The 25,894-nt window shown below is 68.6% G+C and carries 24 protein-coding genes; 16 read left to right on the plus strand and 8 right to left on the minus strand.

Annotation, left to right across the window (positions count from 1 at the left end; genetic code table 11):
* Window positions 1-80 precede the first annotated feature (80 nt).
* From ACSFBM_RS15785 to ACSFBM_RS15795, 3 genes are all read left to right on the plus strand, one after another.
* Entirely contained in the window at window positions 81-995 is a 915-nt protein-coding gene (locus ACSFBM_RS15785; protein ID WP_435485166.1) for a LysR family transcriptional regulator, read from the plus strand.
* 148 nt (window positions 996-1,143) lie between these two features.
* The gene (locus tag ACSFBM_RS15790; protein ID WP_435485167.1) at window positions 1,144-1,575 is read left to right on the plus strand and encodes a VOC family protein; all 432 of its coding nucleotides are present in this window, start codon (window positions 1,144-1,146) and stop codon (window positions 1,573-1,575) included.
* Window positions 1,576-1,583: 8 nt separating this feature from the next.
* Window positions 1,584-2,483 (plus strand): amino acid ABC transporter substrate-binding protein, encoded by a 900-nt coding sequence (locus ACSFBM_RS15795; RefSeq protein ID WP_435485271.1) that lies wholly within the window; start codon window positions 1,584-1,586, stop codon window positions 2,481-2,483.
* Between the two features lie 105 nt (window positions 2,484-2,588).
* Here ACSFBM_RS15795 and ACSFBM_RS15800 read toward each other — a convergent pair whose 3' ends face one another.
* Both ACSFBM_RS15800 and ACSFBM_RS15805 read right to left on the minus strand, forming a co-directional pair.
* Window positions 2,589-3,533, minus strand: coding sequence for a LysR family transcriptional regulator (locus ACSFBM_RS15800; protein ID WP_435485168.1), 945 nt, complete (start codon window positions 3,531-3,533; stop codon window positions 2,589-2,591).
* Window positions 3,534-3,644: 111 nt separating this feature from the next.
* On the minus strand, window positions 3,645-4,289 hold the full coding sequence (locus tag ACSFBM_RS15805; RefSeq protein ID WP_435485169.1) for a TetR/AcrR family transcriptional regulator: 645 nt from the start codon (window positions 4,287-4,289) through the stop codon (window positions 3,645-3,647).
* Between the two features lie 190 nt (window positions 4,290-4,479).
* Between ACSFBM_RS15805 and ACSFBM_RS15810 the strand changes: the two genes are divergently transcribed.
* The 13 genes from ACSFBM_RS15810 to ACSFBM_RS15870 all read left to right on the plus strand — a co-directional run bounded on the left by ACSFBM_RS15810 (window position 4,480) and on the right by ACSFBM_RS15870 (window position 18,486).
* Window positions 4,480-5,649, plus strand: a complete 1,170-nt coding sequence (locus ACSFBM_RS15810) for an NADH:flavin oxidoreductase/NADH oxidase (RefSeq protein WP_435485170.1) — start codon at window positions 4,480-4,482, stop codon at window positions 5,647-5,649.
* 66 nt (window positions 5,650-5,715) lie between these two features.
* On the plus strand, window positions 5,716-6,099 hold the full coding sequence (locus ACSFBM_RS15815; RefSeq protein WP_435485171.1) for a nuclear transport factor 2 family protein: 384 nt from the start codon (window positions 5,716-5,718) through the stop codon (window positions 6,097-6,099).
* 139 nt (window positions 6,100-6,238) lie between these two features.
* Window positions 6,239-6,883, plus strand: coding sequence for an NAD(P)H-binding protein (locus ACSFBM_RS15820; protein ID WP_435485172.1), 645 nt, complete (start codon window positions 6,239-6,241; stop codon window positions 6,881-6,883).
* Between the two features lie 87 nt (window positions 6,884-6,970).
* Window positions 6,971-7,498, plus strand: coding sequence for a sigma-70 family RNA polymerase sigma factor (locus ACSFBM_RS15825; RefSeq protein WP_435485173.1), 528 nt, complete (start codon window positions 6,971-6,973; stop codon window positions 7,496-7,498).
* 61 nt (window positions 7,499-7,559) lie between these two features.
* Window positions 7,560-8,555 (plus strand): FecR domain-containing protein, encoded by a 996-nt coding sequence (locus tag ACSFBM_RS15830; RefSeq protein WP_435485174.1) that lies wholly within the window; start codon window positions 7,560-7,562, stop codon window positions 8,553-8,555.
* A gap of 126 nt (window positions 8,556-8,681) precedes the next feature.
* Complete coding sequence (locus tag ACSFBM_RS15835) at window positions 8,682-11,183, plus strand: TonB-dependent siderophore receptor (RefSeq protein ID WP_435485175.1); 2,502 nt, start codon at window positions 8,682-8,684, stop codon at window positions 11,181-11,183.
* Window positions 11,184-11,275: 92 nt separating this feature from the next.
* Window positions 11,276-11,776: a sigma-70 family RNA polymerase sigma factor gene (locus tag ACSFBM_RS15840; protein WP_435485272.1), complete on the plus strand. Its 501-nt coding sequence runs from the start codon at window positions 11,276-11,278 to the stop codon at window positions 11,774-11,776.
* A gap of 7 nt (window positions 11,777-11,783) precedes the next feature.
* Window positions 11,784-12,869 carry a FecR domain-containing protein gene (locus ACSFBM_RS15845; protein ID WP_435485176.1) on the plus strand — a complete coding sequence of 362 codons (1,086 nt, stop codon included), beginning with the start codon at window positions 11,784-11,786 and terminating at the stop codon, window positions 12,867-12,869.
* A gap of 70 nt (window positions 12,870-12,939) precedes the next feature.
* Window positions 12,940-15,414 (plus strand): ferric-rhodotorulic acid/ferric-coprogen receptor FhuE, encoded by a 2,475-nt coding sequence (fhuE, locus tag ACSFBM_RS15850; protein WP_435485177.1) that lies wholly within the window; start codon window positions 12,940-12,942, stop codon window positions 15,412-15,414.
* A 129-nt stretch (window positions 15,415-15,543) separates the two neighbouring features.
* Window positions 15,544-15,819, plus strand: a complete 276-nt coding sequence (locus ACSFBM_RS15855) for a DUF3649 domain-containing protein (protein ID WP_435485178.1) — start codon at window positions 15,544-15,546, stop codon at window positions 15,817-15,819.
* 2 nt (window positions 15,820-15,821) lie between these two features.
* On the plus strand, window positions 15,822-17,456 hold the full coding sequence (locus tag ACSFBM_RS15860) for a PepSY-associated TM helix domain-containing protein (protein WP_435485179.1): 1,635 nt from the start codon (window positions 15,822-15,824) through the stop codon (window positions 17,454-17,456).
* Window positions 17,453-17,815 carry a DUF3325 domain-containing protein gene (locus tag ACSFBM_RS15865; protein WP_435485180.1) on the plus strand — a complete coding sequence of 121 codons (363 nt, stop codon included), beginning with the start codon at window positions 17,453-17,455 and terminating at the stop codon, window positions 17,813-17,815. Before ACSFBM_RS15860 ends, ACSFBM_RS15865 begins: the two co-directional genes overlap by 4 nt.
* Before the next feature lie 38 nt (window positions 17,816-17,853).
* Window positions 17,854-18,486 (plus strand): hypothetical protein, encoded by a 633-nt coding sequence (locus ACSFBM_RS15870; RefSeq protein ID WP_435485181.1) that lies wholly within the window; start codon window positions 17,854-17,856, stop codon window positions 18,484-18,486.
* Between the two features lie 54 nt (window positions 18,487-18,540).
* Here ACSFBM_RS15870 and ACSFBM_RS15875 read toward each other — a convergent pair whose 3' ends face one another.
* From ACSFBM_RS15875 to ACSFBM_RS15900, 6 genes are all read right to left on the minus strand, one after another.
* A complete protein-coding gene (locus ACSFBM_RS15875; RefSeq protein WP_435437185.1) occupies window positions 18,541-19,080 on the minus strand; it encodes an Rrf2 family transcriptional regulator in 540 nt (179 codons plus the stop codon).
* 21 nt (window positions 19,081-19,101) lie between these two features.
* Window positions 19,102-19,800, minus strand: coding sequence for a Bax inhibitor-1/YccA family protein (locus ACSFBM_RS15880; protein WP_435437186.1), 699 nt, complete (start codon window positions 19,798-19,800; stop codon window positions 19,102-19,104).
* A 177-nt stretch (window positions 19,801-19,977) separates the two neighbouring features.
* Window positions 19,978-20,349: a hypothetical protein gene (locus ACSFBM_RS15885; RefSeq protein WP_435485182.1), complete on the minus strand. Its 372-nt coding sequence runs from the start codon at window positions 20,347-20,349 to the stop codon at window positions 19,978-19,980.
* Between the two features lie 89 nt (window positions 20,350-20,438).
* Entirely contained in the window at window positions 20,439-22,676 is a 2,238-nt protein-coding gene (gene yccS, locus ACSFBM_RS15890; RefSeq protein WP_435485183.1) for a YccS family putative transporter, read from the minus strand.
* Window positions 22,677-22,737: 61 nt separating this feature from the next.
* Window positions 22,738-24,189 carry a c-type cytochrome gene (locus ACSFBM_RS15895; RefSeq protein WP_435485184.1) on the minus strand — a complete coding sequence of 484 codons (1,452 nt, stop codon included), beginning with the start codon at window positions 24,187-24,189 and terminating at the stop codon, window positions 22,738-22,740.
* Window positions 24,190-24,193: 4 nt separating this feature from the next.
* Window positions 24,194-25,846, minus strand: a complete 1,653-nt coding sequence (locus ACSFBM_RS15900; RefSeq protein WP_435485185.1) for a GMC family oxidoreductase — start codon at window positions 25,844-25,846, stop codon at window positions 24,194-24,196.
* Window positions 25,847-25,894 lie beyond the last annotated feature (48 nt).

Raw genomic sequence — 25,894 nt, forward strand, 5'->3', positions numbered from 1 at the left:
CTTGCTGTGGTGGGCGCAGTTTGCCGAGGCGCTTTCCGTTCGTAAAATGAATTTATTCTGGCCATTGATTCATAAATCTGATGAAGATCGACATCCTCGGAATCCAGGCCTTCGTGGCCATTGCCGACGAGGGCGGCTTCCAGGCGGCGGCCGATGCGCTGCATGTCACGCAGACCGCCATCACGCAGCGGCTGCGCAAGCTGGAAGACTTTTTGAGCGTGGCGCTGGTGGAGCGCACCACGCGCTCGGTGTCGCTCACCACCATCGGGCGCGACTTCGTGCCGCGCGCGCGGCGGCTGCTGGTGGAGCTGTCCGATTCGCTGCTGGAAATCCGCGAGACCGGCAAGGCCGAGCGCGGCGACGTGTCGATGGCCTGCGTGCCCACGGCGGGCGTGCAGTTTCTGCCGCGCATCATGCAGGCCTACTCGGCGCGCCATCCGCACAACCGCATCAAGATCCTCGACCACGCGTCGGCCGCCGTGGCGCATGCGGTGCTGCACCGCGAGGTGGAGTTCGGCATCGGCATGGCGGGCGCGCATTCGCCCGAGCTCACGAGCGTGCCGCTGATCGAGGACGACTACGTGCTGATCTGCCACCCCTCGCATCCGCTGGCCGGGCGCAAGCGCGTGGCCTGGCGGCAGCTGCAGCCGCACCCGCTGATCTTCGCGGGGCAGGCGAGCGAGAACCGGCCGCTGCTCGACGGTGCGCTGGGCGCCGCCGCAGCGAACCTGCAGCCCTTCTACGAGGTGCAGCGCAGCTCGACGGCGGTGGGGCTGGTGGCCGAGCGCGTGGCGGCTGCGGTGGTGCCGCGGCTGGCACTGCAGAAGGGGGCGTACCCGTCGCTGAAGACCATCGAGCTGGTGGAGCCCCGGGTGTCGCGCACGCTGGTGCTCATGACGCGGCGCACGGCGCGGCTGTCGCCGGCGGCGCAGGCGCTGTACGACCTGATCGCGGCGCAGGCCTCACGGGGCGCGAAAGGTGCGCGGCAGCGCTAGGCGGCGCAGCGCCATCGCCATTCCGGCTCCGGGGCCTGTCGCTCCATACATAGAAATTAGTGGAGCTCAGCAAAGAAATATAGCGTTTTCGGTTGTGGGCTTTCGTTCTTAAAGTTGCGCCATCCCAACTTGAACCCCACGCGACGCCATGACAGAAGCAACTCAACGCATCCCATTCCATCTCGCTTTCCCCGTGCGGGACATTGCCGAAGCTCGAGCCTTCTACGGCGACCTGCTGGGCTGTCCTGAAGGCCGAAGCGCCCCGGAGTGGGTCGATTTCGACTTCTACGGTCACCAGATCGTCGCCCACCTGGCACCCGACGAATGCGGTCACAAGACCAGCAGTGCCGTCGACGGACATCAGGTGCCGGTACGTCATTTCGGCGCGATCGTGCCGATGGACAGGTGGCAGGCCATGGCAGACAAGCTGGTCGCCCGGAAGACCGAGTTCGTGATCGAGCCCTACATCCGGTTCAAGGGCGAACCGGGTGAACAGGCCACGATGTTCTTCCTCGACCCCTCGGGCAATGCCATCGAGATGAAGTCTTTCGCGGACCTGAACTCGCTCTTCGCGAAATGAGCGCCATCATGAAAACTCAGACGCTGGTCAGCGCGGCCGTGGCCAGCGCCTTGGTGATGTTCGCAGCCTCTGCGGCCGCCCAGACGGACACCCTGAAGAAGATCAAGGACTCGGGCGTGATCACGATGGGTGTGCGCGATGGTTCCGGTGCCATGTCGTTCACCACGGGGCCGGGCAAGTACACCGGCTTTCATGTCGAAATCTGCGAGCGCGTCATCGCCGACATCAAGAAGTCGGCGCAGCTCGACAAGCTGGAAACGCGATACCAGCTGGTAACGCCACAAAACCGCATACCGCTGGTCCAGAACGGAACGGTCGACATCGAATGCGGCACGACGACGAACAACGCCGCGCGCCAGAAAGATGTTGCCTTCGCGCCTACGCTCTATGTCGAGGGGGTTCGCATTGCGGTCAAGGCCGGTTCGCCGATCAAGTCGACAGCTCAGCTTGCGGGCAAGACAGTCGCCGCCACGAGCGGAAGCACATCCGTCCAGCTGCTGCGAAAGCTCAAGAGCGAAGCGACCGAGTTGATGGCCAAGGACAACAGCGAGGGGTTTCTCTTGTTGGAGACCGGCCGTGCCGACGCCTTTGTCGCGGATGGACAGATCCTCGCCACACTGATCTCGAAGAGCAAAGAGCCCGCGCAATACAAATTGCTCGATCAGGTCCTGAGCACCGAGCCCATTGCGATCATGCTGCCCAAGGGCGATGCGGCTTTCAAGAACGCCGTCGATCAGAGCATTGTGGCGATGGCCAAAAGCGGCGAGGTCGCTCGCATCTATGACAAGTGGTTCATGAAGCCGATCCCGCCTCAGAACGCGATCGTCGGACTGCCTGCGACCGAAATGACCAAGGCGGCTTGGGCGAATCCAACCGACAAGCCGATGGAGGCGTACGAGGCGCGGTAGTGCGCATCAGAAACCTTCATCTCTGGGTGGCTCGACTGCGCGGCAAATCGGCTCGGGCTGCTGAATTCGCCTGGCACGGCCATTTGGCCGGCGCTGTCGATGCGCTCAACGTTGCGCAGCCACCTGCACTTTGCGCGGTGCTCTAGAGCCGGTACCGGTCGACGAATTTGCCGTCCGTCCATGCTCCTCGCAGGACTCCCGAAGGCACTGGGCAAACTGCACGACGATGGGCGGCGTGGCGCGCAGCTTGCGCTGCAGCAGGCCGATCTCCCGGTAAAAAGTCGCCTCGCCCAGCGAGATCACGCGCAGGTTCGGCGGCAACGGAAGGTGCGCCTCGACCATCGGAATGAGCGATACCCCCAAGCCCTTGGAGGCCAGATGCACGAGCCCGGAGATCTCGTCGACCTCGATGGCTTCGTTGACCGAAAGTCCCTCGCGACGAAGAAAGCCTTTGACCATCCGGCCACCGAACGAGGCGCGGTCGTACCGCAGGAAAGGTTGCGCCTGAAGCAATTCGCGCCAGTTTCTTCCCTTGATCGAGTCCGGCACCACAAGGACGAAGGGCTCGTGCACCAGTGCGGTCCAGGTCAACTCGGGAAGCAGGCCGAATGGCGGCCTGATGATCACCGCGGCATCGATCTTGCCGGCATCCAGGTCGTCCATCAATCGCATGGAAACACCTGGCGACACGTGCACGCGCACCATGGGGTAAGCGGCGCGCAGGCGTCCAAGAGCGCGGGCGAGCAGTGTCGACTGCGTCGAAGCGATGGCGCCGATTCGCAAGAGACCCCGCGTCGAACTGTCGTCAGGCGCATCGCCCAGCTTCGCATAGAGCGCGCATATTTCTTCGGCGCGCGAAAGCGTTGTCTGCCCCGATGCATTCAACGTAGCGGAGCGGCCGGTGCGGTCGAAAAGTTCGAACCCCAGCGACTGCTCGAGCCGCCGGATCTGGCTGCTGACCGCAGATTGCGTCAGGCCGATTCGGTCGGCGGCCGCCGCGAAGGTGCCGTGCTTGCAGACGGCAATGAAAGTCTTGAGTTCTGCGATCAAGGGTTGCTCTCCTCATGTCCATTCGAAGCAGTAAGAGCCGACATGCGCATCGGCCTGCCTGCGACCGCAGCCGTGACCGCCATCATCGCCGCGAGCACGAGCCACGCCATATCACGCGTCGGCGGACGGGCGGGTCGGCAGCAAGCGCACCGCGTGCGCCGCGAGGCGCCTCATTTCAGACGTGCTCAGTCCGTCGCGCGCTTGAATCGACAGTCCTTCAAGCATGGTGTTGAGCGCGCCCGCCAACGACTTCAGCTCTGTCTGCGCAGGCAGTTGACCCTCCTTGACAGCGCGCTTGAGACGCTTGACGAACAACGCCTTGCCCTCCAGGCGCAATGCGTCGATGGCCTCCCTGACTTCCACCGATGCGTCGGATACGCTGACGGCAGCCAGCGCCACGAGGCAACCGCAAGGCGCCTGCGGCGACAACAGAATGCGGGCGGAAGCATCGAAGAAATTCGCAACAGCCTGGTGGATGTCAGGTTCGACCTCCAGCGCCTCCCAGGTCGCATCCCAGTAGCGATGCTCATAGAAGTCCACCGCTTCCAGAAACAGCTTGGACTTGTTTCCGAATGCGGCATAGAGGCTGGGTGGATTGACCCCCATCGCGGAACACAACTCAGCCACCGACGCCAGTTCGTAGCCCCTGCGCCAGAACACATCCAGCGCATGTGTCAGGGCTTGGTCGCGGTCGAAGCCGCGCGGGCGCCCGCCCTTGTTCAGAGGAGGCTCTGTGAGCGATCTTTCATTCGGCATAGATGTTCTCACCTCGAAATTTCTGATGGCTTGATGGAATCTGTAGCGACCACTATACAATAGAGGTTGTGTAGCGGACGATACATAATGGCTGACATGGGGTGGGCTGGTCGCGGCGCTTCTTGCGCTGTGGACCATCGCTCGTTTCACCCGCCAGGCGATCCATCGATCCATCCTTCAACAACGGAACATGAGCAAACTGTTTGAACCCTTGACCTTGCGCGGCGTGACCCTGCGCAACCGCGTCGCCCTCAGCCCGATGTGCCAGTACACGGCAACCGATGGGCATGTCAACGATTACCACGCCACCCACTACGGCCGTTTTGCCCTCGGCGGCTTCGGGCTGCTGATGGTGGAGGCAACGGCCGTGTCGCCCGACGGCCGGATCACGCATGGCGACCTGGGCCTGTGGGATGACGCCCACATCAAAGGACTGTCGCGCATCGCCGCTTTCGCCAAGGCTTACGGCGCAACGCCCGGCATCCAGCTGGCGCATGCCGGCCCCAAGGCCAGCATCCAGCGCGCCTTCGAAGGCAATGGCCCGCTCGACGCGCGTGATGCCGCGCGTGGCGAGCATCCCTGGCAGGTGGTGTCGCCGAGCGCGCAGCCTGCGGCCAAGGGCTGGCTGGTGCCCAAGGCGCTGGACGCCGGAGGCATCGCGAAGGTGCGTGCAGATTTCGTCGCCGCGGTGCGCCGCGCACTGCGGGCAGGATTCGAGGTGCTGGAACTGCACTGTGCGCATGGCTTCCTGCTCAACGCGTTCCTGTCGCCGCTGACCAACGACCGCAGCGACAACTACGGTGGCAGCTTCGAGAACCGCATCCGCCTGCCATTGGAGATTGCGCGCGAGGTGCGCGAGGTCTGGCCGCAGGACAAGCCGCTGTTTGTGCGCGTGTCGGCGGTCGATGGCAGCCGCAGCGGGTGGACGATCGACGACAGCGTGGCGTTCGCCACGGCCTTGAAGGCGATCGGCGTCGATGTCATCGACTGCTCGTCGGGCGGCTTCGGTGTTTTCGAATACCCCAGCGGATACGGCTTCCAGGTGCCATTCGCTGCGCAGATCCGTCGCGAGGCGCGCATCGGCACCATGGCTGTGGGAATGATCACCGATCCGCGCCAGGCCGAAGAGGTCATCGCGTCGGGCCAAGCCGACCTGGTCGCGCTCGGCCATGCAGCGCTGCGCGATCCGCACTTTCCGCTGCACGCGCAGCACACGCTCGGGGCCGCCCGCACGGACGCGGCGCATGCCGACTGGAACATCCAGGCCGGGTGGTGGCTGGACCATCGCGAAGACAAGCTGCGCCAGCTGGGACCCTGGGTCTCTGCGGAAGAAACCGCTGCGGACAGCTGCACGGTCTGACGCCCATGCCGGCCAACAGCGACCGGCTTTTTCTGACGAATCTTTTCAACCACCAGGAGTGACACCATGAACAAACCCACCTACGTGCCGGAATACCAAGCCATCGTCGAAGTGCTGAACAAGTACAACGAAGGCTGCAAGCAGGCCAAGAGCAGCATCATGAAGCCGGCCTTCAGCGACAAGGCGACGATGTTCAGCGTCGATGGCGAAGGCAAGCTGAGCGGCGGCGCGATCCAGGCTCTGTTCGACGGCATCGACAGTGGATTCCGCCCGTCGCCCGAAGCCCAAGGTGCCGTCGTCAGGGTCGACATCGTCGGCACCGCTGCCAGCGCGCGCATCGACACCAACGACGTCTCGGGTTTCTGCTTCACCGACTTCTTCCACCTTCTGAAGGTTGAAGGTCAATGGACGGTGATCAGCAAGATCTTCCACACCCACGTGGCGCCTTGACGCTTCACCCAGGTTGGCCCGCCGCCGCGTCTTTCGCTGCGGCGGGCCCACGACACGACAAGGGATCGACGATGGTTCCAGTATTCATCGCGGGCCGCGGCCTCGCCGGTGGCGAATCCGTTGAATGGTTCGCGCGCGCATGACCGGCCCGAGAAAAAAATTGCTTTTGGTCGGTGCCACCGGTTTGGTCGGACGCCATGTGCTGCAACGGGCGCTGGCCGATCCACGGGTGGATGCCATCGTCGCGCCGAGCCGGCGCGCGTTGCCGACGCATCCCAGGTTGTCGTGTCCGTTGGTGGACTACGAGCGGCTCGATGAAGATGCCAGCTGGTGGCGCGCCGACGCCGTCATCTGCTCGCTCGGCACTACCCTGCGAAGGGCAGGGTCGCAGACGGCATTCCGCCGGGTTGACCACGACTACCCGCTGGCCGTTGCGCGATTGGCACGCGCACACGGGACGCCGACCTACGTGCTGAACTCAGCGATCGGTGCTGCTGCCGATTCGCGGTTTTTCTACAACCGGGTCAAGGGTGAGCTGGAGAACGGGCTGCGTCAGGTCGGCTTCGACGCACTGACGTTGGTGCGCCCTGGCGTGATCGGAGGGCATCGCGACGAATTTCGACTGGGAGAGCGTTTGATCGTCGGCATGCTGAACGTCGCGGGACCGCTGCTGCCTCAGCGCTGGCGATTGAATCCGGCGTCCTCCATTGCCGAGTCATTGCTTGAAGCCGCCCTTGCGCCGCAGGCGGGAGTGAACGTTGTCGACGCAGAAAAAATGACTTGAAGCCTCGACGCTGATGCAATCAAGAACCTCACTAAAATGAGAACAATTCTTATTTGAGGCGGCCATGGTCGCCGTGCAACGTCCGCCATGGCCGCCGATTCCGTACTTCACCATCCGCACCTCCACGCGCTCTACAGCGACCACCACGGCTGGCTGCAGGGCTGGTTGCGCAAGAAGCTCGGCAACGCCTTCGATGCGGCGGACCTGGCGCAGGACACCTTCCTGCGCATCCTCGCCGCGCCGGACCACACGCCCGAGCGGCAGGACGGCTGGCAGCTGCGCGAGCCGCGCGCGTACCTCACGGTGGTCGCCAAGCGGCTGCTGGCCAACCTGTACCGCCGGCGCTCGCTGGAGCAGGCCTATCTCGACGCGCTGGGTGCGCTGCCCGAGCCGCAGGCGCCGTCGCCCGAGCAGCAGGCCATCGTCCTGGAGACGCTGCAGGAGATCGACGCCATGCTCGACGGCCTGGCGCCGCCGGTGCGCCAGGCCTTCCTGATGGCGCAGCTCGAAGGGCTGGGCTACGCCGAGATCGCGCTGAAGCTCGCGGTGAGCGAGCGCACCGTCAAGCGCTACATGGCCGAGGCGATGGCGCGCTGCATCCTGCTGGTGGAATGAGCGCCGCGCCGGGCCGCCCCAAGCAAGCTCGCACCGCAGCGCGCAGCGCGGAGGTTTTCGAATGAGCGCACACGCGCAGCGGCCCGCCGCCGTGGACGAAGGCATCGCCTTGCAGGCGGCGCAATGGTTCTTCCTGATCCAGTCGGGCGAGGCCACGCCGGCCGAGCGCACGCGCTGGACGCGCTGGCGCGAAGCCGATCCGTTGCACGAGGCGGCTTGGCAGCGCGCCGAGAAGGTGAGCCGCAAGTTCGGCCTGCTCCCGGGCGGGCTGGCGATGCCCGCGCTGGGCCGCACGGCGCGCGCCGACCGCCGCACCGCCGTCAAGACGCTCGCCGTGCTGCTGACCGCAGCGCCCGCGGGCTGGCTCGCATGGCGCGCCTCGCCGGCGCGCGAATGGCTGGCCGACCACCGCACCGCCACCGGCGAGCGCCGCGAGGTGCGCCTGCCGGACGGCACGCGCATCCAGCTCAACACCGCGACGGCCATCGACGTGGCCTACGGCACCACGCAGCGCCTCGTGCGCCTGCGCGCGGGCGAGATACGGATCGACACCGCGCCCGACGGCGTGCCTTCCGGCGACCCGGCCTACCGTCCCTTCGTGGTCGAGACCGCGCAAGGCCGGCTGCGGGCCCTGGGCACGCGCTTCGTGGTGCGTCAGCACGAAGACCGGCGCAGCCACGTCGCGGTGCTCGAAGGCGCGGTGGAGGTGCGGCCCGAGGACGCCCGCGGCCCGGCCGTGGTGCTGCGCGCGGGCGAGCAGGCCGGTTTCTCGGCGTCGGCCGTCGACGCTGTTGTGCCGGTGGGCCCCGAAGCCGACGACTGGTCGCGCGGCGTGCTGCGCGCGAAGAACATGCGGCTGCACGACTTCCTTGCTGAGCTCGGCCGCTACCGGCCCGGCGTGCTGCGCTGCGACCCGGCGGTGGCCGAGCTGCGCGTGTCGGGCGTGTTCCAGCTGAACGACACCGGCCCGGTGCTCGACAGCCTGCCGCAGGCCTTGCCGGTGGACGTGCTCTTTCGCACGCGCTACTGGGTGACGGTGGTGGCGCCCGGCGGCTGAGGCATGGGCCGGGCCGATGACGGCCGGCTTCAGATTTTTTCTTTGCCGCGCCGTGTCCCTTTTTGTTTTCTCGCGTGTGAAGCCTTGAGGAACAGCAACTTCACATCCTTTGCGAGAGATCACTTCATGGCCCGTCGCCGACCGCTTCCTTTCGAATCCCACCTCTCGCGCGCGGTGCACGGCGCGCTGCTTGCCATGGCCTGCGCCGCGGGCACCGCGGCCGCGCAGACCCTGCCCGCCGATGCGTCGACCGATGCATCCGCTGCGCAGGCCGGCCCGCGCAAGGTCTACAGCATCGCGCCCGGCCCGCTGGACGAGGCGCTCTCCGGCTTTGCCGCGGCGGCGGGCGTGAGCATCACGATGCCCTCGGCCCTGGTGCAGAACCGCAAGTCGCCCGGGCTGCAGGGCAGCCATGCGGTGCGCGAAGGCTTTGCGCGCCTGCTGGCCGGCTCGGGGCTCGAAGCGGCGGGTGGCGCGGGCGGCGCCTACGCATTGCGTGCGTCCACCGTGGGCGGCGCGAGCAACGGCGCAAACAACAGCGCGGACGGCAGCACGCTCGCCCCCGTCACCGTGATGGCCGAAGCCGAGCGCAGCGCCACCACCGAAGGCACGGGCTCGTACACCGCGCGCGCCGTCACGCTCGGCAAGGGCGAGCAGGCGCTGAAGGACATTCCCCAGTCGGTCAGCGTGGTCACGCGGCAGCGCCTGGACGACCAGGGCCTCGTCGACCTGCGCGACGCCGCCAACGCCGTCACCGGGCTGGTGGGCGTGAAGGGCGTGGGGCCGGGCATGGTGCTGTCGTCGCGCGGCTTCCAGATCGACGCCTGGCAGTACGACGGCGTGCCGGTGCCGCGCAACTGGTATTCGCTGGGCAACTGGGCCACCGAAGGCCTGGCGTTCTACGACCGGCTCGAAGTGCTGCGCGGTGCCGCCGGCCTGATGCAGGGCACTGGCAGCCCGGGCGGCGCGGTGAACCTGGTGCGCAAGCGCGGCCAGGCCGAGAAGACGCTCACGCTGACGGCCAAAGCCGGTTCGTGGGACCACTACGGCGTGCAGCTCGACGCGGGCGGCCCGCTCAACGCCGAGGGCACGCTGCGCGGCCGCGTGGTGATCGACGAAGACCGCAGCCGCTCGTTCACCGACTTCGTGTGGGGCAAGACGCGCTCGCTCTACGCCGCCATCGACTACGACGTGTCGAGCGACACCACCGTGGGCTTCGGCATCAGCAACCAGGAAGGCCGGGGCCGCCCGATGCTGCGCGGCTTTCCGCGCTTTCCGGACGGCACCGACATCGGCCTGCCGCGCTCGGTGTACACCGGCGCGCTTTGGAACCACCACGCGCTCGACCAGACCACGGTGTACGCAGACCTGGAGCACCGCTTCAACCAGAACTGGAAGCTCAAGGCCTCGGTGCTGGCCATGAACGAGAAGAACACCTCGCAGCACCAGCGCATGCACGGCGACGTGCAGCCCGACGGCAGCGGCCTGACCTTCGCCGACTGGGACACCCTGTTCGATTCGAAGAAGTCGGGGCTCGACGTGTACCTGCGCGGGCGCTTCGATGCGCTGTCGATGGAGCACGACGTGACCGTGGGCGCGAACTACGCCAAGTTCACCTCGAACGACCGCTACGCGCGCCGGTTCAGCGGCGGCGGCAACATCTTCGCCATCGACCACGACCGCCCGGCGCAGAGCTACGACACCATCCTGGCGGCCGGCGGCACCCGCAGCCGCACCTCCTACGACATCAGCCAGTCGGGCGTGTACGGCACCTGGCGCGCCAGGCTGGCGGAGCCGCTCACGGCCATCGTCGGCGCGCGCGCGAGCTGGTACGACTACCTCTACGCGGACCGCGTGCGGGACACCCGCAGCACCGTGACCACCAACGGCAAGATCACGCCGTACGTCGGCCTGGTGTATGCGCTGAACAAGCAGTGGTCGGCCTACGGCAGCGCCACCGAGGTGTTCGAGACGCAGAGCGAACTGGCCAAGGGCGGCCAGCCGCTCAAGCCCATCACCGGGCGCAACCTGGAGCTGGGCCTGAAGGGCGAGCTAATGGACGGGCGCCTGAACGCTTCGCTGGCCGTGTTCCGCTACGACCACCGCAACCGCGCCGTGACCGACTACGACAGCGGCTACGCCTGCGACGACTGGTACTGCTACAAGTCGTCGGGCAAGGTGCGCAGCGAAGGCTTCGAGGCCGAGGTGAGCGGCGAGATCGCGCCGCGGCTGCAGCTCACGGCCGGCTACACCTACAACACCACCAAGTTCCTGGAGGACCCGGACAACCAAGGCCAGGTGTTCAGCCAGTGGACGCCCAAACACATGCTGCGCGTGTGGAGCAACTACCAGCTGCCGGGCACATGGAGCCGGCTCAGCGTGGGCGGCGGTTTCACGGTGCAGAGCGCAACGCTGGGCTACGACCGCTCGTTCAAGGTGCCGGGCTTCACGGTGTGGAGCGCGCGACTGGCCTGGCAGGCCTCGCCGGAAGTGAGCCTGGCCGTGAACATCAACAACATCTTCGACAAGCGCTACTACATCCCGGCGTTCAATGAGACGAACGGCAACAACAACTACGGCGATCCGCGCAATGTGATGTTCACGGTGAAGTACACGCCGAGGCTGTGAGCGGGCAGGCGCGCCGGCGGCCGGACAACTTTTGTCTACAATGAGAATAATTCTTATTTGTGAGCGGCGATACGGCCGCCGTGCCGCTCGACATGTCCGCCGAAGCTGCCTTCCAGCAAGTCCACACCCTCTATAGCGACCACCACGGCTGGCTCCAGTCATGGCTGCGCAAGAAGCTCGGCAACTCGTTCGACGCGGCCGACCTGGCGCAGGACACCTTCGCGCGCCTGCTCACCGCGCGCAACCCCGAAGTCATTGCGCAGCCGCGCGCCTACCTCACGAGCGTGGCCAAGAACATCCTGGTGAACTGGTACCAGCGCCAGGCACTGGAGCGGGCCTACCTGGAGGCGTTGGCCGTCATGCCCGAGCCCGAGGCGCCGTCGCCCGAGCAGCGCCTGCTCATCCTGCAGACGCTGCACGAGATCGACGCCATGCTCGACGCCCTCAAGCCGCTCGCGCGGCGCGCCTTCCTGCTGTCGCAGCTCGACGGCATGAAGTACGAGGACATCGCGCGCGAGCTCGGCGTGTCGCTGGCCACGGTCAAGCGCTACATGCAGCAAGGCTTTCGCGGCTGCCTGGCGTTGATGGAATGAGCGCGCGATGAAGTCCACGGCCTCGTCGAGCATGCTGGGCGCGCCGGCGTCCGCGCTCGCGCCCCGCGTGCTCGACGAAGCGGCCGAGTGGCTGATGCGCCTGCACGACAGCGCCGTCACCGAAGCCGACCGCCGCGCCTGCGCGCACTGGTGCCAGAGCCATCCCGACCACGCCCGCGCCTGGGCGCGCGCCGAGCTGCTGATGAACAAGCTCGGCGGCCTGCCCCCGGCGCTGGCGATGCCTTCGCTCGCGCGTCCCTTGCAATCCGCGAGGTCCGCGCGCGACGGCGGACGCCGCGCGGCCGTCGGCCGGCTGGCCGCGCTGCTGGCGGCCGTGCCCGCCGGCTGGCTGGGCTGGCAGCTTGCCAGCGAACGCGGCTGGACGGCCGAACACCGCACTGCCACCGGCGAGCGCCGCGAACTGCGCCTGGCCGACGGCAGCCGCCTCGTGCTGAACACCGCCAGCGCGATCGACGTGAGCTTCGACGGCGCGCAGCGCCTGGTCGTGCTGCACGCGGGCGAGATCCTGATCGCCACCGCGCCAGACCCCGGCACGGCGCACCGGCCGTTTCGCGTGGCGACCGGCCACGGCACCATGGAGGCGCTGGGCACCCGCTTCAGCGTGCGCAAGGAAGACGGCGCCACCCGCATCGCGGTGCTCGAAGGCGCGGTGCGCATCGCACCGCGCGCGGCCGCATCGCGCGTGCTCCCCGCCGGGCAGCAGGCCCGCTTCCGCGCCGACGCGATCGACGCCTTCACCGCGGCGGACGAAGCCGGCGTGGCCTGGGCGCAAGGGATGCTGCTGGCCGATGGCATGCGCTTGGCCGACTTCGCCGCCGAACTCTCGCGCTACCGGCCGGGCGCACTGCAGTGCGACGCAGCCGTGGGCAACCTGCGCATTTCGGGCGCGTTCCCCCTCGAGGACACCGACCGCGTGCTGCGCATGCTGGTGTCGACCTACCCGGTGGATGCGGTGACGCGGCTGCGCGGGTACTGGGTCACGCTGGTGCCGCGCCTGAAGACGGATGCGGCCACGGACGCCGGGACAGGCGCCAACACGCGCGCCCCGAGAAATATGTTCGCCAAGGGGTGAGACTTTTTTTCGTTTCGGCTGGCAAGGAAGGTGAAGAACTCACCGTTGCCCAACCGAAAGGCCTGTTTCCATGTCCGCATCCCGTCCGTCCGTTCCGCGCCCGCCTGCAGAGCGCCGCCTGAACACCGCCCTTCGCCATGCCCTGATGGTGCTCGCCCTCGGCGGGCTGGCCGGTGCGGGGTTGCCTGCCTCCGCCGCCGGTGCGGTGTCGCTGGACGCCGCCAGCGCCAAGGCCTACGACATTCCCGCCGGCCCGCTCGGCCGCACGCTCGCCACCTTCGCCGTCGGCAGCGGCATCGCGCTGTCGTTCGACCCCGCGCTGACGCAGGGGCGCAGCAGCCCGGCCGTTTCGGGGCGCTACACCGCGCGTGAAGTCATCGACCGCCTGCTCGCCGGCAGCGGCCTGCAGGTGGTGGCACGCACCGACGGCAACTACACGCTGAGCCGCCGCGAGGCGAGCGCGGGCACCGCCGCCCAGGCCGGCGTCGACACGCTGCTGCCCGTCACCGTGGTGGCCGAAGCCGACCGCAGCGGCACCACCGAAGGCACCGGCGCGTACACCACCCCCGCCACGGCTGCGGCCACAGGGCTGTCGCTGTCGCTGCGCGACACGCCGCAGTCGGTCACCGTGCTCACGCGCCAGCAGATCGACGACCAGAACCTGCTGTCGCTCGGCCAGGCCATGAAGAGCGTGCCGGGCGTGTTCGCCGTGAGTTCCGACAGCGACCGCACCGACCTGTACGCGCGCGGCTTCTACATCGACAACTACCAGTACGACGGCGTGCCCACCACCGTCACCACCGACTTCTTCGGCGCCTCCAACAACGACCCGGTGCTGTACGACCGCATCGAGGTCGTGCGCGGCTCCACCGGCCTGCTGACCGGCGCGGGCAACCCGTCGGCCTCGGTCAACCTGGTGCGCAAGCATGCCGACAGCAAGGTGTTCGCCGGCAGCGCGTCGCTGGCGCTGGGCTCGTGGAACCTGCGCCGCGCCACGGTCGACCTGCAGACGCCGCTGACCGAGGACGGCCGCGTGCGCGCCCGCATCATCGGCATGACGGAGGACCGCGACTCCTTCATCGACATGTACCACGGCCGCAAGCATGTGCTGTACGGTGTGGTCGACGCCGACCTCACGCCCGACACCACCCTGAGCGTGGGCATCGACTCCCAGGCCAACCGGCCGACCTCGTCGACCTGGGGCGGCCTGCCGCTCACCTTCAGCGACGGCGGCGCCGCGAACTGGGACACCTCCAAGACCATCGGCACGCCGTGGACCCACTGGGACACCACGACGACCACGGCCTTCGCGAACCTCACGCACCGCCTGGACAGCGGCTGGAAGCTCAAGGCCAATGCGTCGCACCGCGAGAGCAAGCAGAACGCCAAACTGCTGTACCTCTACGGCGACCTCGACCGCCTCACCGGCACGGGGCTGGGCTCGCTGCCGGGCTACTTCGAGCACGCGTTCCGCCAGAACAGCCTCGACCTGCAGGCCACCGGCCCCTTCGAGCTGCTGGGCCGCAAGCACGAGCTGGTGGTGGGCCTCGCCAACAGCCAGTCGCGCTATGCGGAGGCCAACCACCCGCGCACCAGCACGCTGCCCGACACCGGCAACTTCTACGACTGGAACGGTTCGTACCCCGAGCCGACCTGGGGCGCGCTGAACGTGTCCGCCGTCACCAAGACGCGCCAGACCGGCTACTACGGCGCCGCGCGGCTGTCGCTGGCCGAGTCGCTCAAGCTGATCGTGGGCGGCCGGCAGAACAGCTGGCGCTCGACCCGCCGGACCGCGGACGACAGCGCCACGCGCCGCCACGACGTGTTCACGCCCTACGCGGGCCTGGTGTACGACCTGAGCGAGAACTACTCGGTCTACGCGAGCTACACCGACATCTTCCAGCCGCAGAACTACCGCGACACGAGCGGCGCCTACCTCGACCCCGTCACGGGCAAGAGCTATGAGGTGGGCGTGAAGGGCGAGCACCTGGGCGGCAAGCTCAACACCTCGATTGCGGTCTTCCGCGCCGAGCAGGAGAACGTGGCGCAGCGCGACGGCACGAAGCTGGTGCCCAACTCGACCGACGGCGCCTACTACGGCGCGCGCGGCGTCGTCAGCAAGGGCATCGAACTGCAGGTGTCGGGCGAGCTGGCCCCGGGCTGGCAGATGAGCGCGGGCATTGCGCGCACCCTGGCGCGCGACGGCGACGGCGCGCGCATCAATACCGCCATGCCGACCACGCAGGCCACGCTGTTCACCACCTACCGGCTGCCGGGCAGCTGGCAGCGGCTCACCGTGGGCGGCGGGGTCAACTGGCAGAACCGCATGTACTCCCCGTACACCGTGGGCGACGTCGACATGCGCTACCAGCAAGGATCGCTCTCGGTCGTGAGCCTGATGGCGCGTTATGCGTTCACGCCCAAGCTGTCGCTGCAGCTCAACATCGAGAACCTCTTCAACAAGAAGTACTACAGCAACGTCGACGGGCAGGCCTTCTTCGGCACGCCGCGCAATGCGGTGGCGACGCTGAACTACAAGTTCTGACGAAAAGAGGCGCAAAAGGCGCTTTCTTGTGCCCGGCATGACCCTTTTTCCGTTCTCGTTTGTCATGCAAGGAAGGAGGCGCATTTCCGCGCCTCGTTTTCTTTCACGATGAACTTCCGTCTTCCTTCCATGCCCGCAGGGCTTTTGCTGCTGGGCCGTGTCGCGGCCGCCGTGTTCGGCGGCTATGCGCTGGCCGCCGCCGCAGCTGTCTTTTTCGCCGCCGTGCTGCCGGCCGGCCGCGCCGAGGCCGTGATCGGGGGCATGCAGCTCAGCTTCGTGGTCTATACCGCGGCGGTGATCTGGGCGTTCTCGCCTGTGTCGTTGCTGCGCGTATGGCTGGGCCTGCTGCTGCCGGCCGTGGTGCTCGCCGGCCTGGGCTGGACCTTGCGCGGGGCGGGTGCCTGACCATGACCACCACAACGGGAGAGAAAGTAAAAAGCAGTGCGAAGGGCGGCTTCCGCCAGGCCCAGGCCTGGCTGCACACCTGGTGCGGGCTGTGGTTCTCGTGGCTGCTGTTCGCGGTGTTCCTCACCGGCACGCTCGCGGTGTTCGACGAGCCCATCACCCACTGGATGACGCCGGAGCACCGGGCCGAGGAAGCCGCCGAGGCTGCCAAGGCGGCATCGAAGGCTGCACCCACGGCCGACCGCGCGCAGCGCCTGGCCTGGGGCCTGGCCTACATGGCCGAGCACCACCCGGGCGCGCGGATGTGGGAGCTGTGGCCTTCCGACGCCAGCGGCGGCGGCGAGCTCAACGTGTACTGGTTCGATGCGAACAACCAGTACGTATCGGCCGCGCTCGACCCGGCGACCGGCCAGCCCCTGGCGGCGCAGGCCGGCCGCGCGGCGCGCGCCACGCTGGGCGGGCACCACTTCGTCGACTTCCACTACGAGCTGCACGCCGGCACCGTCGGCCTGTGGATCGTGGGCATCGCCGCCATGGCGATGCTGGTGGCGCTGGTGTCGGGCGTCATCACGCACAAGCGCATCTTCAAGGACTTCTTCACCTTCCGGCCGAAGAAGGGCCAGCGCAGCTGGCTGGACGCGCACAACGCGGTGGCGGTGCTGACGCTGCCGTTCCAATTCATGATCGCCTACACCGGCCTGGTGATCTCGGGCACCACCTTCATGCCGGCCGGAAAGGTCCTGCACTACGGCACGGGCCCTGCCGCACAGATGCAGTTCGCGTCGGAGCTGGGCGACGGCGCCAAGCCGGCGCGCACCGGCCGCGCCATGGACGTGCCCGCGCTGGAGCCCTTCGCCGCGCGCGGCCAGCAGCTCATGGGCCAGGCGGTGCGCGCGGTCGTCATCGACCACCCGGGCGACGCGGGCGCGCGCATCGGCGTCTATGGCTGGAACAACGAAGACGAATCCGCGCGCCGCCTCAGCGGCACCACCGGCATGGCGCTGTTCTCGGCCGCCAGCGGCGAGGTGCAGCGCGTGCGCATGCCGGGCGCGGCCGATGGCGGCGCGGCGCTGCTCGCGCAGTCGGCCATGAGCGGGCTGCACATGGTTACCTACGGCGGCTGGGGCATGAAGTGGCTGTACTTCTTGTGCGGGCTGGCGGGCACCGCGATGATGGGCTCGGGCGCGGTGCTGTTCGTCGTCAAGCGGCGGCACAAGCACCTGGGCGAGTTCGGCGGCGCGACCGCACGGGTCTACCGCCTGGTCGAGGCGCTGAACGTCGCGGCCATCGCGGGGCTGTCCGTGGCCTGCGTGGGCTACCTGTGGGCCAACCGGCTGGTGCCGGTGGCCACCGACCATCGCGCGAGCGTGGAGCTGTACGTGTTCTTCGCGCTGTGGGGGCTGTCGCTGCTGCATGCCTTCCTTCGCCGACCGGCACAGGCGTGGCGCGAGCAGCTCGGCGCGCTGGCCGCGCTGTGCCTGCTGCTGCCGGTGCTGAATGTGCTGACCACGGGCGACCACCTGCCGGCGCAACTGCTGCGTGGCGACTGGGAGAGTGCCGGCGTCGAATTGGGCGCGGTGGCCTTCGGGCTTGCGGCCCTGGACGCGCTGCGCCATCTGCGCAGGTCCGCCACATGACGACCGCGTACGCCTCGTTGCTCGGCCTTGCGCTCGCCTATGCCGGCATGGCCGGCCTGAGCTTTGCCATGGACCGCCACCACGAACAACTGACGCGGCGGCGCGACGTACCGGCGCGGCGGCGCGTGCCGCTGCGCGTGGCTGGCGCCGCGTTGCTGGCGGCCGCCGCCGTGCCCTGCGTGATGGCGTGGGGCGCCACGGTGGGCGCGGTCGCGTGGCTGGGCTTTCTGTCGGCCGGCGCGTTGCCGGTCGCGCTGCTGCTGCCTTACCGCCCGCGCGGCGCAGCAGGGCTCGCGGTCTGCGCCGCCGTGGCGGGCTGCGCGGGGCTCGCCTTCGCATTCATCGGGCAGCCGCGCTGAGCGGCAGCCTTCATTTCACCGGTTCTTCGCTCACACCCATGCCTTCTTCTTTTCGTCTTCGCTCGCTGTTCTTGGCTGCCGCATGCCTCGTCACGGCTGGTGCCGCCCAGGCCGACTACCTCTGGCTGTCGCGCGACGGCGCCAACGGCGTCGCCCGCGTGGGGCAACTCGACAAGACCGCCCAGCCGCTGGCCAGCGTGGCCGCGCCGCGCGCCTTCCTGGCCGACGGCAAAAGCCTGCCGCTGACCGCCGAAGCCGACCGTGCGGTGATTTCCGGTGCAGCCGGCGCCGACCTGCGCGCCGTGGCCAGCCGTGCCGGCAGCGAAGGCGACAAGGCCACGCTGACCCAGTTCCAGGCCCGCTGGGGCCGCGCCGAGACCCAGGCCGTGAACGACCTCGAGTTGGTGCCCACCGAGCCGGGCGGCAACACCTTCAAGCTGGTGTGGAAGGGCAATGCGGTGCCGGCCACGCAGGTCAACGTCGACACCTCGGAAGGCTGGCGCCGCGTGCTCAAGCCCGCGAAGGACGGCACCGTGTCGCTCACGACGCCGTTCTCGGGTCTCTATGTGCTGGAGGTGACGGCGCGCGTGAATGGCGCCGTCACGGTCGATGGGAAGAAGTACGACGAAGTGCGCCACACGGCGACGCTGAGCTTCGAAGTGCCCCGCTGAGGGGCGGCACACCGGGGGGCGCCGGGCCCCCGGGCGGCATGGCGCGCGCAGGCCTCAGCCCGCGCCTTGCTGGTGCCGGCGTCCCAGCGCGAACACCGAGTTCGGCGCGTCGACGATGAAGGGCTTGCGCGCGGGCGCGCCCGGCGCGGCGCGGCGCGGCTCGGGCCGCGTGGCGGCCTGCACGCCCTTGGCCTTCTGCTCGTCGACCAGCGCCTGCAGCGTGATCGACTTCAGGAACTCGACCGCGCGCAGGTTCACGGTGGCCCACAGGTCGTCGATCTGGCAGCGGCCGGTTTCACCCGGCTCGCCGGCTTCGCGGCGGCGGTTGTCGGTGTCGTGTTCCTCGATCGACAGCACGATGTCGGCCACGGAAATGTCCGCCGCCTTGCGGCTGAGCGAATAGCCGCCGCCCGGGCCGCGGGTCGATTCGACCAGGTCGGCACGGCGCAGCTTGCCGAACAGCAACTCGAGGTACGACAGCGACACACGCTGGCGCAGGCTGATCGATGCCAGCGTGACGGGGCCCGAACGGCCGTGCAGGGCGATGTCGATCATCGCGGTGACCGCGAAGCGGCCTTTGGTGGTGAGGCGCATGGAAATATTCCTTCGTGGGGATTACTCGTCGCGGCCGCCGGCAATGCCCAGCAGGGCCAGCAGCGACTGGAAGACGTTGTAGATGCTGAGGTACACACCCAGCGTGGCCGAGATGTAGTTGGTTTCCAGGCCGTCCTTCACGCGCTTCAGGTCATGCAGGATGAAGGCCGAGAAGATGCCGATGGCCGCGACCGACAGCGTCATCATCAGCGCGCTCGACTGGATGAAGAAGTTGGCAATGCCCGCCACCAGCAGCAGGATGGCGCCGATGAAGAGCCACTTGCCCATGGCCGACAGGTCGCGCTTGATGACCGACGACAGCGTGGCCATGCCGAAGAAGATGGCACCGGTGCCGGCGAACGCCGTCATCACCAGGCTCGCGCCGTTGGCCAGGCCCAGCACGGTGCCGACCAGGCGCGACAGCATCAGGCCCATGAAGAAGGTGAAGGCCAGCAGCACCGGCACGCCGGCGGCAGATTCCTTGGTTTTCTCGATGGCGTACATGAAGCCGAAGGCGCCGCCGAGGAAGACCATCAGGCCGATGCCCGGCGACATGGCGCGCGAGAAGCCGGTCGTCACGCCGATCCAGGCGCCCAGCACGGTGGGCACCATCGAAAGGGCGAGCAGCCAGTAGGTGTTGCGCAGCACGCGGTTGCGTTCCTGCACCGAGGCGATGGGGGCCTCGAAGCCGGGGTTGAAGGCGGTAGGGCTGTTGTTCATTGTGTTGATTCCTTGAAGGGTGGGCCGGCGCTGGCTGGACGCAACGACGCGTTCAGATGGCAAGCGGCCCGAAATGGGGAAGGTCTGGGTGCCGATGCGGGTGCGGCCGGAGGGCCGGCAGCCCCGCATCGATGGGCAGGCGCCGTGGCGGCGCCCGGTCGCGAAGGCTTTGAGGGCCTAGGCGACGAAGGAAGCGGCCCGGGGTGGGCGCTTGGGCCGTTCGAGGAACGGCGCGATGGTGGTGGTCAGGCCCAGCTTGGGCGGCTGTTCCGTGAAGCGCAGCAGCGCGGGCGCGTCGTTGCGCGCGTCGACCAGCTCGGCATGTTCGGAGCCGGCTTCGTCGACGGAAAGGGAATCGTCCGAGGCCACGTCGGCATCGGTGCCGTCCGACGCGTCGGACAGCGACATGCTGCTCACGAGCACCTGGGCGGTCTGCGCAGCCGTCTCACCTTGCGCATGGCCGCCACCGATCATGCTGTGGGCAAGCACGGCAAAGCCGTAGCAGGACAACATGAAGGCAAGGACAGTGGCGGTAAACCAGCGGGACATGAGGGTTAATTTTACCCGGCGCGCAGCAACAAATCCGTCGCGCGCCAATTCAACCTTTTTTCAACCGACCGGGTTGCAGGAATGTTCGCTCAGGCCGGCGCGGTCGGGGTGTCGCTGCCTGGAGGCTGCAGCCACTCGCTTGCGTGGGTGCGCAATGCGTCGATCTGCAGCCAGATCAGACCGAGTTCCGTGTGAAAAGTTCGCGCCTGCGGGTCGCCGCCGGCGCCGCCCTTGCCGCTGTCGGCAATAGCCTGCACGAGCGCGGCGCGGGCGCTTGCTTCGGCCTGCGCGTCCACCGGGCCGTCCAAGCGGCCCTTGTCCAACCCCGCTGCCAGGCCCTCCAGCGCCGCAATGGCGCCTTCGGCGGCCGTGCGCAACACCGCCATCTGCGCCGAATCGGGCAGCGCCGAACGATGGGCGCCCAGGGCCGAGAGGTAGCTCAGCAGCGTGTGCGAGCGGATGAGAAAGCGCAGCGCCACCCCCGCGCGCGGCCGCACGAAGCCCGGCTCGCGGAACATGTCCGACACCGCGGTGGACAGCGCCGCATCGGCGTTGTGGTCGTTGCGACGCGCCAGCCGGTAGTCGAGGTGGTCGCGCGCGCCCGTGCGGTATTGCGCGACGATCTGCCGCAGGTAGCCCGCATGGCCGCGCAGCGCGGCGGCCGCCAGTTCGTTGATGCGCCTGGCCTGCCAGTGCGGCAGCACCAGCAGCACGGCCAGGCCCGCGATGGCGCTGCCGATGGCGGTGTCGACCAGCCGCGGCACCAGCAGCACGCCGCTGTCGCCCACCTGGTTGAAGCACATCAGCACCAGCAGCGTCATGGACGCGGTGGCCAGCAGGTAGCGCGTGGTGCGGGTGGCGAAGAACACCACGCCGGCGGCCACCGCGATCACCGACTGCACCAGTGGCTGCGGAAACAGCTGCAGCAGCGCCCAGCCTGCCACCACGCCCAGCGCGGTGCCCGTGATGCGCTGGCCCATGCGCGCGATGGTGTCGCCGTAGCTCTGCTGGCACACGAACAGCGTGGTCAGCAGGATCCAGTAGCCCTGCGCGGGATGAATGACCTGCATCACCGCGTAGCCCGCCACCAGCGCGATCGACAGCCGCAGCGCATGCCGGAACAGCGGCGAGCGCGGCGTGAGCTGCCGCCGCACGCGCTCCACCGCGTCGCGCCACGAGCGCGGCGAGCGGTCGAACAGGCCCATCTCCGTGCGCCCGGCGCGTGCCGAAGGCTGGCTGGCCCCCACGAGCTGCCCGTCGAGCAGCGCCAGGTTGCGCGCCAGCGCCTCGACCGATGCCAGCAGTGCGAGCCGCTCATGTTCGACCGCCCTTGCGCGCTCGTGTGCGATGGCGCTCTGCAGGTCGGCCAGCGCCTGCACGGTCTCCGTGCCCGCGTCGAAGGGCTCGCGCCGCGCGATCGAGTCGGCCAGCCGCTGGCACGCCAGCCCCTGCAGGCCCAGCACCCGCTGGCAACGGTAGAGCAGGTCGCTGTGGAAGAAGGCGTCCGCCAGCGCGTTGTAGTCGTCGTGCGAGGAACTGGCGCGCTCGTGCACGTCCTGGGCAATGAGATAGAGCCCGCGGTAGCGCGACAGCCGCCCGGTCGGTGCACGTGCGCCGATGCGCCGGAAGATGCTTTCCTTGGCCGCGTTCAGCTCCGTCACCACCTCGGCGTTGAGCTGCGCGAGCGCAAGCCGCTTGCGCTCGATGTCGATGCCGCGCAGCGGCTCGAACAACGACGCCTTGAAGCGCACGAAGTTGCCCAGCACCGTGAACAGCGACACCAGCCGCGCCTGCACCGGCTGCGCCGGGAACACGGCGCACCACAGCACCGAGAACACGCCGTACCACGCGGCGCCCGCCAGCAGCAGCAAGGGCTCGCGCCCGCGCGCGGCCAGCCCCTGCACCCCATGCGACGCCATGTTCTCGATGCCCAGCGTGGCGTACATCGCCAGGATCAGCGTGGCGTACGCAATGGCCTTGTAGCGCGCCTCCACCGCGCCCAGCATCGTGAGCGCGAAGGCGGCGAGCGCCAGCCCGGTGATGAACAGCAGCGGCAGGCCGAAGGCCGCCTCCACCGCGAACGCGATGGCGCCGAAGCAGGCCAGCGTGACCAGTTGCGCGCGCAGCCGGCCGCGCCAGCTGTCGTCGGTTTCCGCCAGCGCGCTGGCAATGGCGCCCAGGAACAGCGGAATCACCGCGTCGGGATGGCCGGTGGCGCCGCACAGCGCCATGAGGCTGCCGAGCGTGAGAAGAATGCGCACAGGCTGCGCGCGGGAAGCAAAGGACCGCAGCCGCTGGCGCAGCGCGTCGGGAGACAGGGGAAGCATGACGCCGATCTTGCACGATGCATGCCACGGCCAGCTGACCCGCGGCCGCGCCCCGTGCGGGTCAGGCCGCCCGTGGCGCGCGCCGCCGCCGCACCCACCACAGGCGCACCAGCCACGCCAGCAGGAGCAGCCCGACGCCCATCGCCGGCAGGATGTACGGCTGCACCTGCGCCAGCAGCGGCCGCGGCCCGCCCGCGCGCGACAAGGCCACGTCCGCTTCGCTCACCCGCACCGCGCCGTTGCCGTAGCGCCCGAGCACGTAGTTGGAGATGTCGGCAATCTGCGCGTCGGTGAGCGGGTCGACGTACGAGAGCGCGTCGAAGCGCGGCATCAGCACGTGCGTGTCGCCCACCTGCCGGTCCACGCCATAGAGGATGGCCGCCACCAGGTTCGCCGGATTCGACAGCCCCGTGGCCGTGTTGTGGAACAGGCTCGGGTAGGCCTGGTTGCGGCTGCCCGCGCCGCTCGACTGGTGGCAGCTGGCGCAGTAGCCGTTGTAGAGCTGCTCGCCGCTGGTGAGCCGCGCCACGCTGTTGAACGGCCGGCTGCCGCGCAGCGTGGCCTCGGTGCTCGACGCCGCACCCCATGCATGCGCGGACTTGCTGTTTTCGCCCTTGTCGGCCGCGTCGCGGATCGGCGGCGTGCCCTTCAGGTACACCGCCATGGCGCGCAGGTCGGCTTCGGGCAGGTGCTGCAGGCTGTTCTGAACGGCTTCGGCCATGCCGCCCGCAGCCTGCGCCTTGCCCTCGACGCGGCCGGTGCGCAGGTACTGCACCAGCTCCTGTTCGCTCCAGGCGCCGATGCCGCTCACCGGGTCGGACGTGATGTTGGGCGCGTACCAGGGCCCGACCGCGCCGCCCGCGAAGGCCTGGCCGCCGCGCTCGGCCATCAGCGCGTTGCGCGGCGTGTGGCAGGCGCTGCAGTGGCCCAGCGCGCCGGCCAGGTAGGCGCCGCGGTTCCATTCGGCGCTTTTCGTGGCGTCGGGCACGAAGCGCTGGTTGTCCAGGAACAGCAGGTTCCAGATCGCCATTGACCAGCGCTGGCTGAAGGGAAAGGGCAGCGTCGTCTTGTCCGCATCGGCGTCGACCGGCGCCACGCCGTGCATGAAGTACGCGTACAGCGCGCCGGTGTCCTCGTCGCTCAGCTGCGTGTACGAGGTGTACGGCATCGCCGGGTACAGGTGGCTGCCGTCGCGCCTTACGCCCTGGCGCAGCGCGCGTGCGAACTCGGCCTCGGTGTACTCGCCGATGCCGGCCACCTTCGAAGGCGTGATGTTGGTCGCGTAGATGGCGCCCAGCGGCGACTCGATGGCGTAGCCGCCCGCGAAGGGCTTGCCGCCGCCCGGCAGGCCGAGCGAAGCGGGCGCGGTGTGGCAGGCCATGCAGTCGGCCGCGATGGCGAGCTGGCGGCCCTTGTCGATGAGCGCAGCCGGTGGCTCCTGTGCCATGGCGCCCTGGCCGACGACAGCGCCGAATACGAGCAGCGTCGCCGCCCATGCACGCAAGGTCGTCATGCCCTCAGCCCTTCGCCAGTGCGCGGCCGATCGCGTCGGCCGACTTCAGGCCCAGCGCAGCCATCGTGAGCGTGCTGTTGACCACGCTGGCCGAGGGAATCGGCCCGCCGCCGGGCAGCCACAGGTTGTCGTGGTCGTGCGCGCGGCAGTCGCCGTCGACCACCGAATCCTTTCGGTCGGCGCCCATGATGGTGCCGCCCATGATGTGGTTGTTGGCGTTCAGCGCGGTCGTGATGTTGAACTCCGTCGCGCCGAACAGGCTGCCGATGTGCTCCAGCTGCTTGTGCGCCGCCGCCGCGCCCTTGCGCACGTAGTCGCCCACGTCGTAGTGGATCTCGGGGCAGGCCAGGCCCAGCGGGTCCTTGCGGGTGGCGCTCAGCGTGAGCCGGTTGTTCGGGTCGGGCAGCGGCTCCAGGCTGATCGACAGGTCGACGCCGAAAGCCGCGCGGCGGCGAATCTCTTCGTCCAGCGCCTTGCCCACCAGCCCGAGCTTGAGCGCCTGCTGCGTCGCCGGCCCCACCCGCGTGATGTTGTTCAGGATCATCTTGTTCGACGAATACTCGCTGCGGAACGCGCCGTCGCGCGGCCCCACCAGGCAGCTGCTCTGCGCCGGCCCGCGGCCGATCCACAGCGGCTCGTTGGCCAGGAAGGTGCAGTGAAAGCCCGAGTGGTCCATCATGTTGCGCCCCACCTGGTCGGAGCTGTTGGCGATGCCCTTCGGGTTGCGGTCGTTCGCCGCCAGCAGCAGCAGGCGCGGCGTTTCCAGGCTGTTGCAGGCAATCACGAACTGGCGCCCGGTGGCCTTGTGCGACTTGCGTTCCTTGTCGTACCAGTGCACGGCCGTGATGCGGTTGTTCGCGTCGGTGTCGATGCGGTAGGCCACGGCCTCGGGCAGCAGCGTGGTGCCCTTGGCTTCCGCCGTCTGCACATGGTGGATGCCGTTGTACATGGCGCCGATGGGGCAGATCGGCTGGCAGTTGTTGTTGCCGCAGCAGGTCGGCCGCCCGTTCCACGGCCGCGTGCTGCGGCCCTGCGGAATCGGCACCGAGCGGTAGCCGTGCGCGTTCACCACCTCGGCGAAGCGCTTGTCGCCGTAGCTCCACGGCACCATGTCCATCGGGTAGGGCTTGCTGCGCTCCGAGGGCGACTGCTGCGCCGGGTCGTTCGGCCCGGCCACGCCCATCTGCTCCTCGGCGCGGCAGTAGAAGGGCTCCAGCTCGTCGTAGCCGATGGGCCAGTCGCGGCCCACGCCGTAGGTCGACTTCATGCGCAGGTCCACCGGCAGGTGGCGCCAGCTCGACGCGGCCCAGTGCCAGGTGGTGCCGCCCACCACGCGAAGGTAGCCCTGCTGAAAGCCCTTGCCGTCGGGCCCCGAAAGGCCGACGTAGTCGTTGGGCGGAAAGTACAGCGGCGCGGGCGCCAGGGGCGACTGCGGAAACAGGCCCTGGAAGTCGGAGCCCACGCGGTTGGCGAAGGGCATGTTGCGCCAGTTCTCCACCGCCTGCGCGCGCTGGATGCGCGGGCCGGCCTCGAGCATGAGCACCGCGTGGCCCTGGCCCGCGAGCTGGTCGGCGATCATCGCGCCGACCACGCCGGAGCCGACCACGACCACGTCGGCGGTCGCGTTGCCATCTGAATCGAATGCTGCTTTCTTCATCGGGAATGTGTGTGTTGTGTGTGCCGTTGAAGCGAAGGGGGTGCGGGG

Source organism: Variovorax pasteuri (assembly GCF_051216435.1).
In the GTDB taxonomy this organism is placed as follows: Bacteria; Pseudomonadota; Gammaproteobacteria; order Burkholderiales; family Burkholderiaceae_C; genus Variovorax.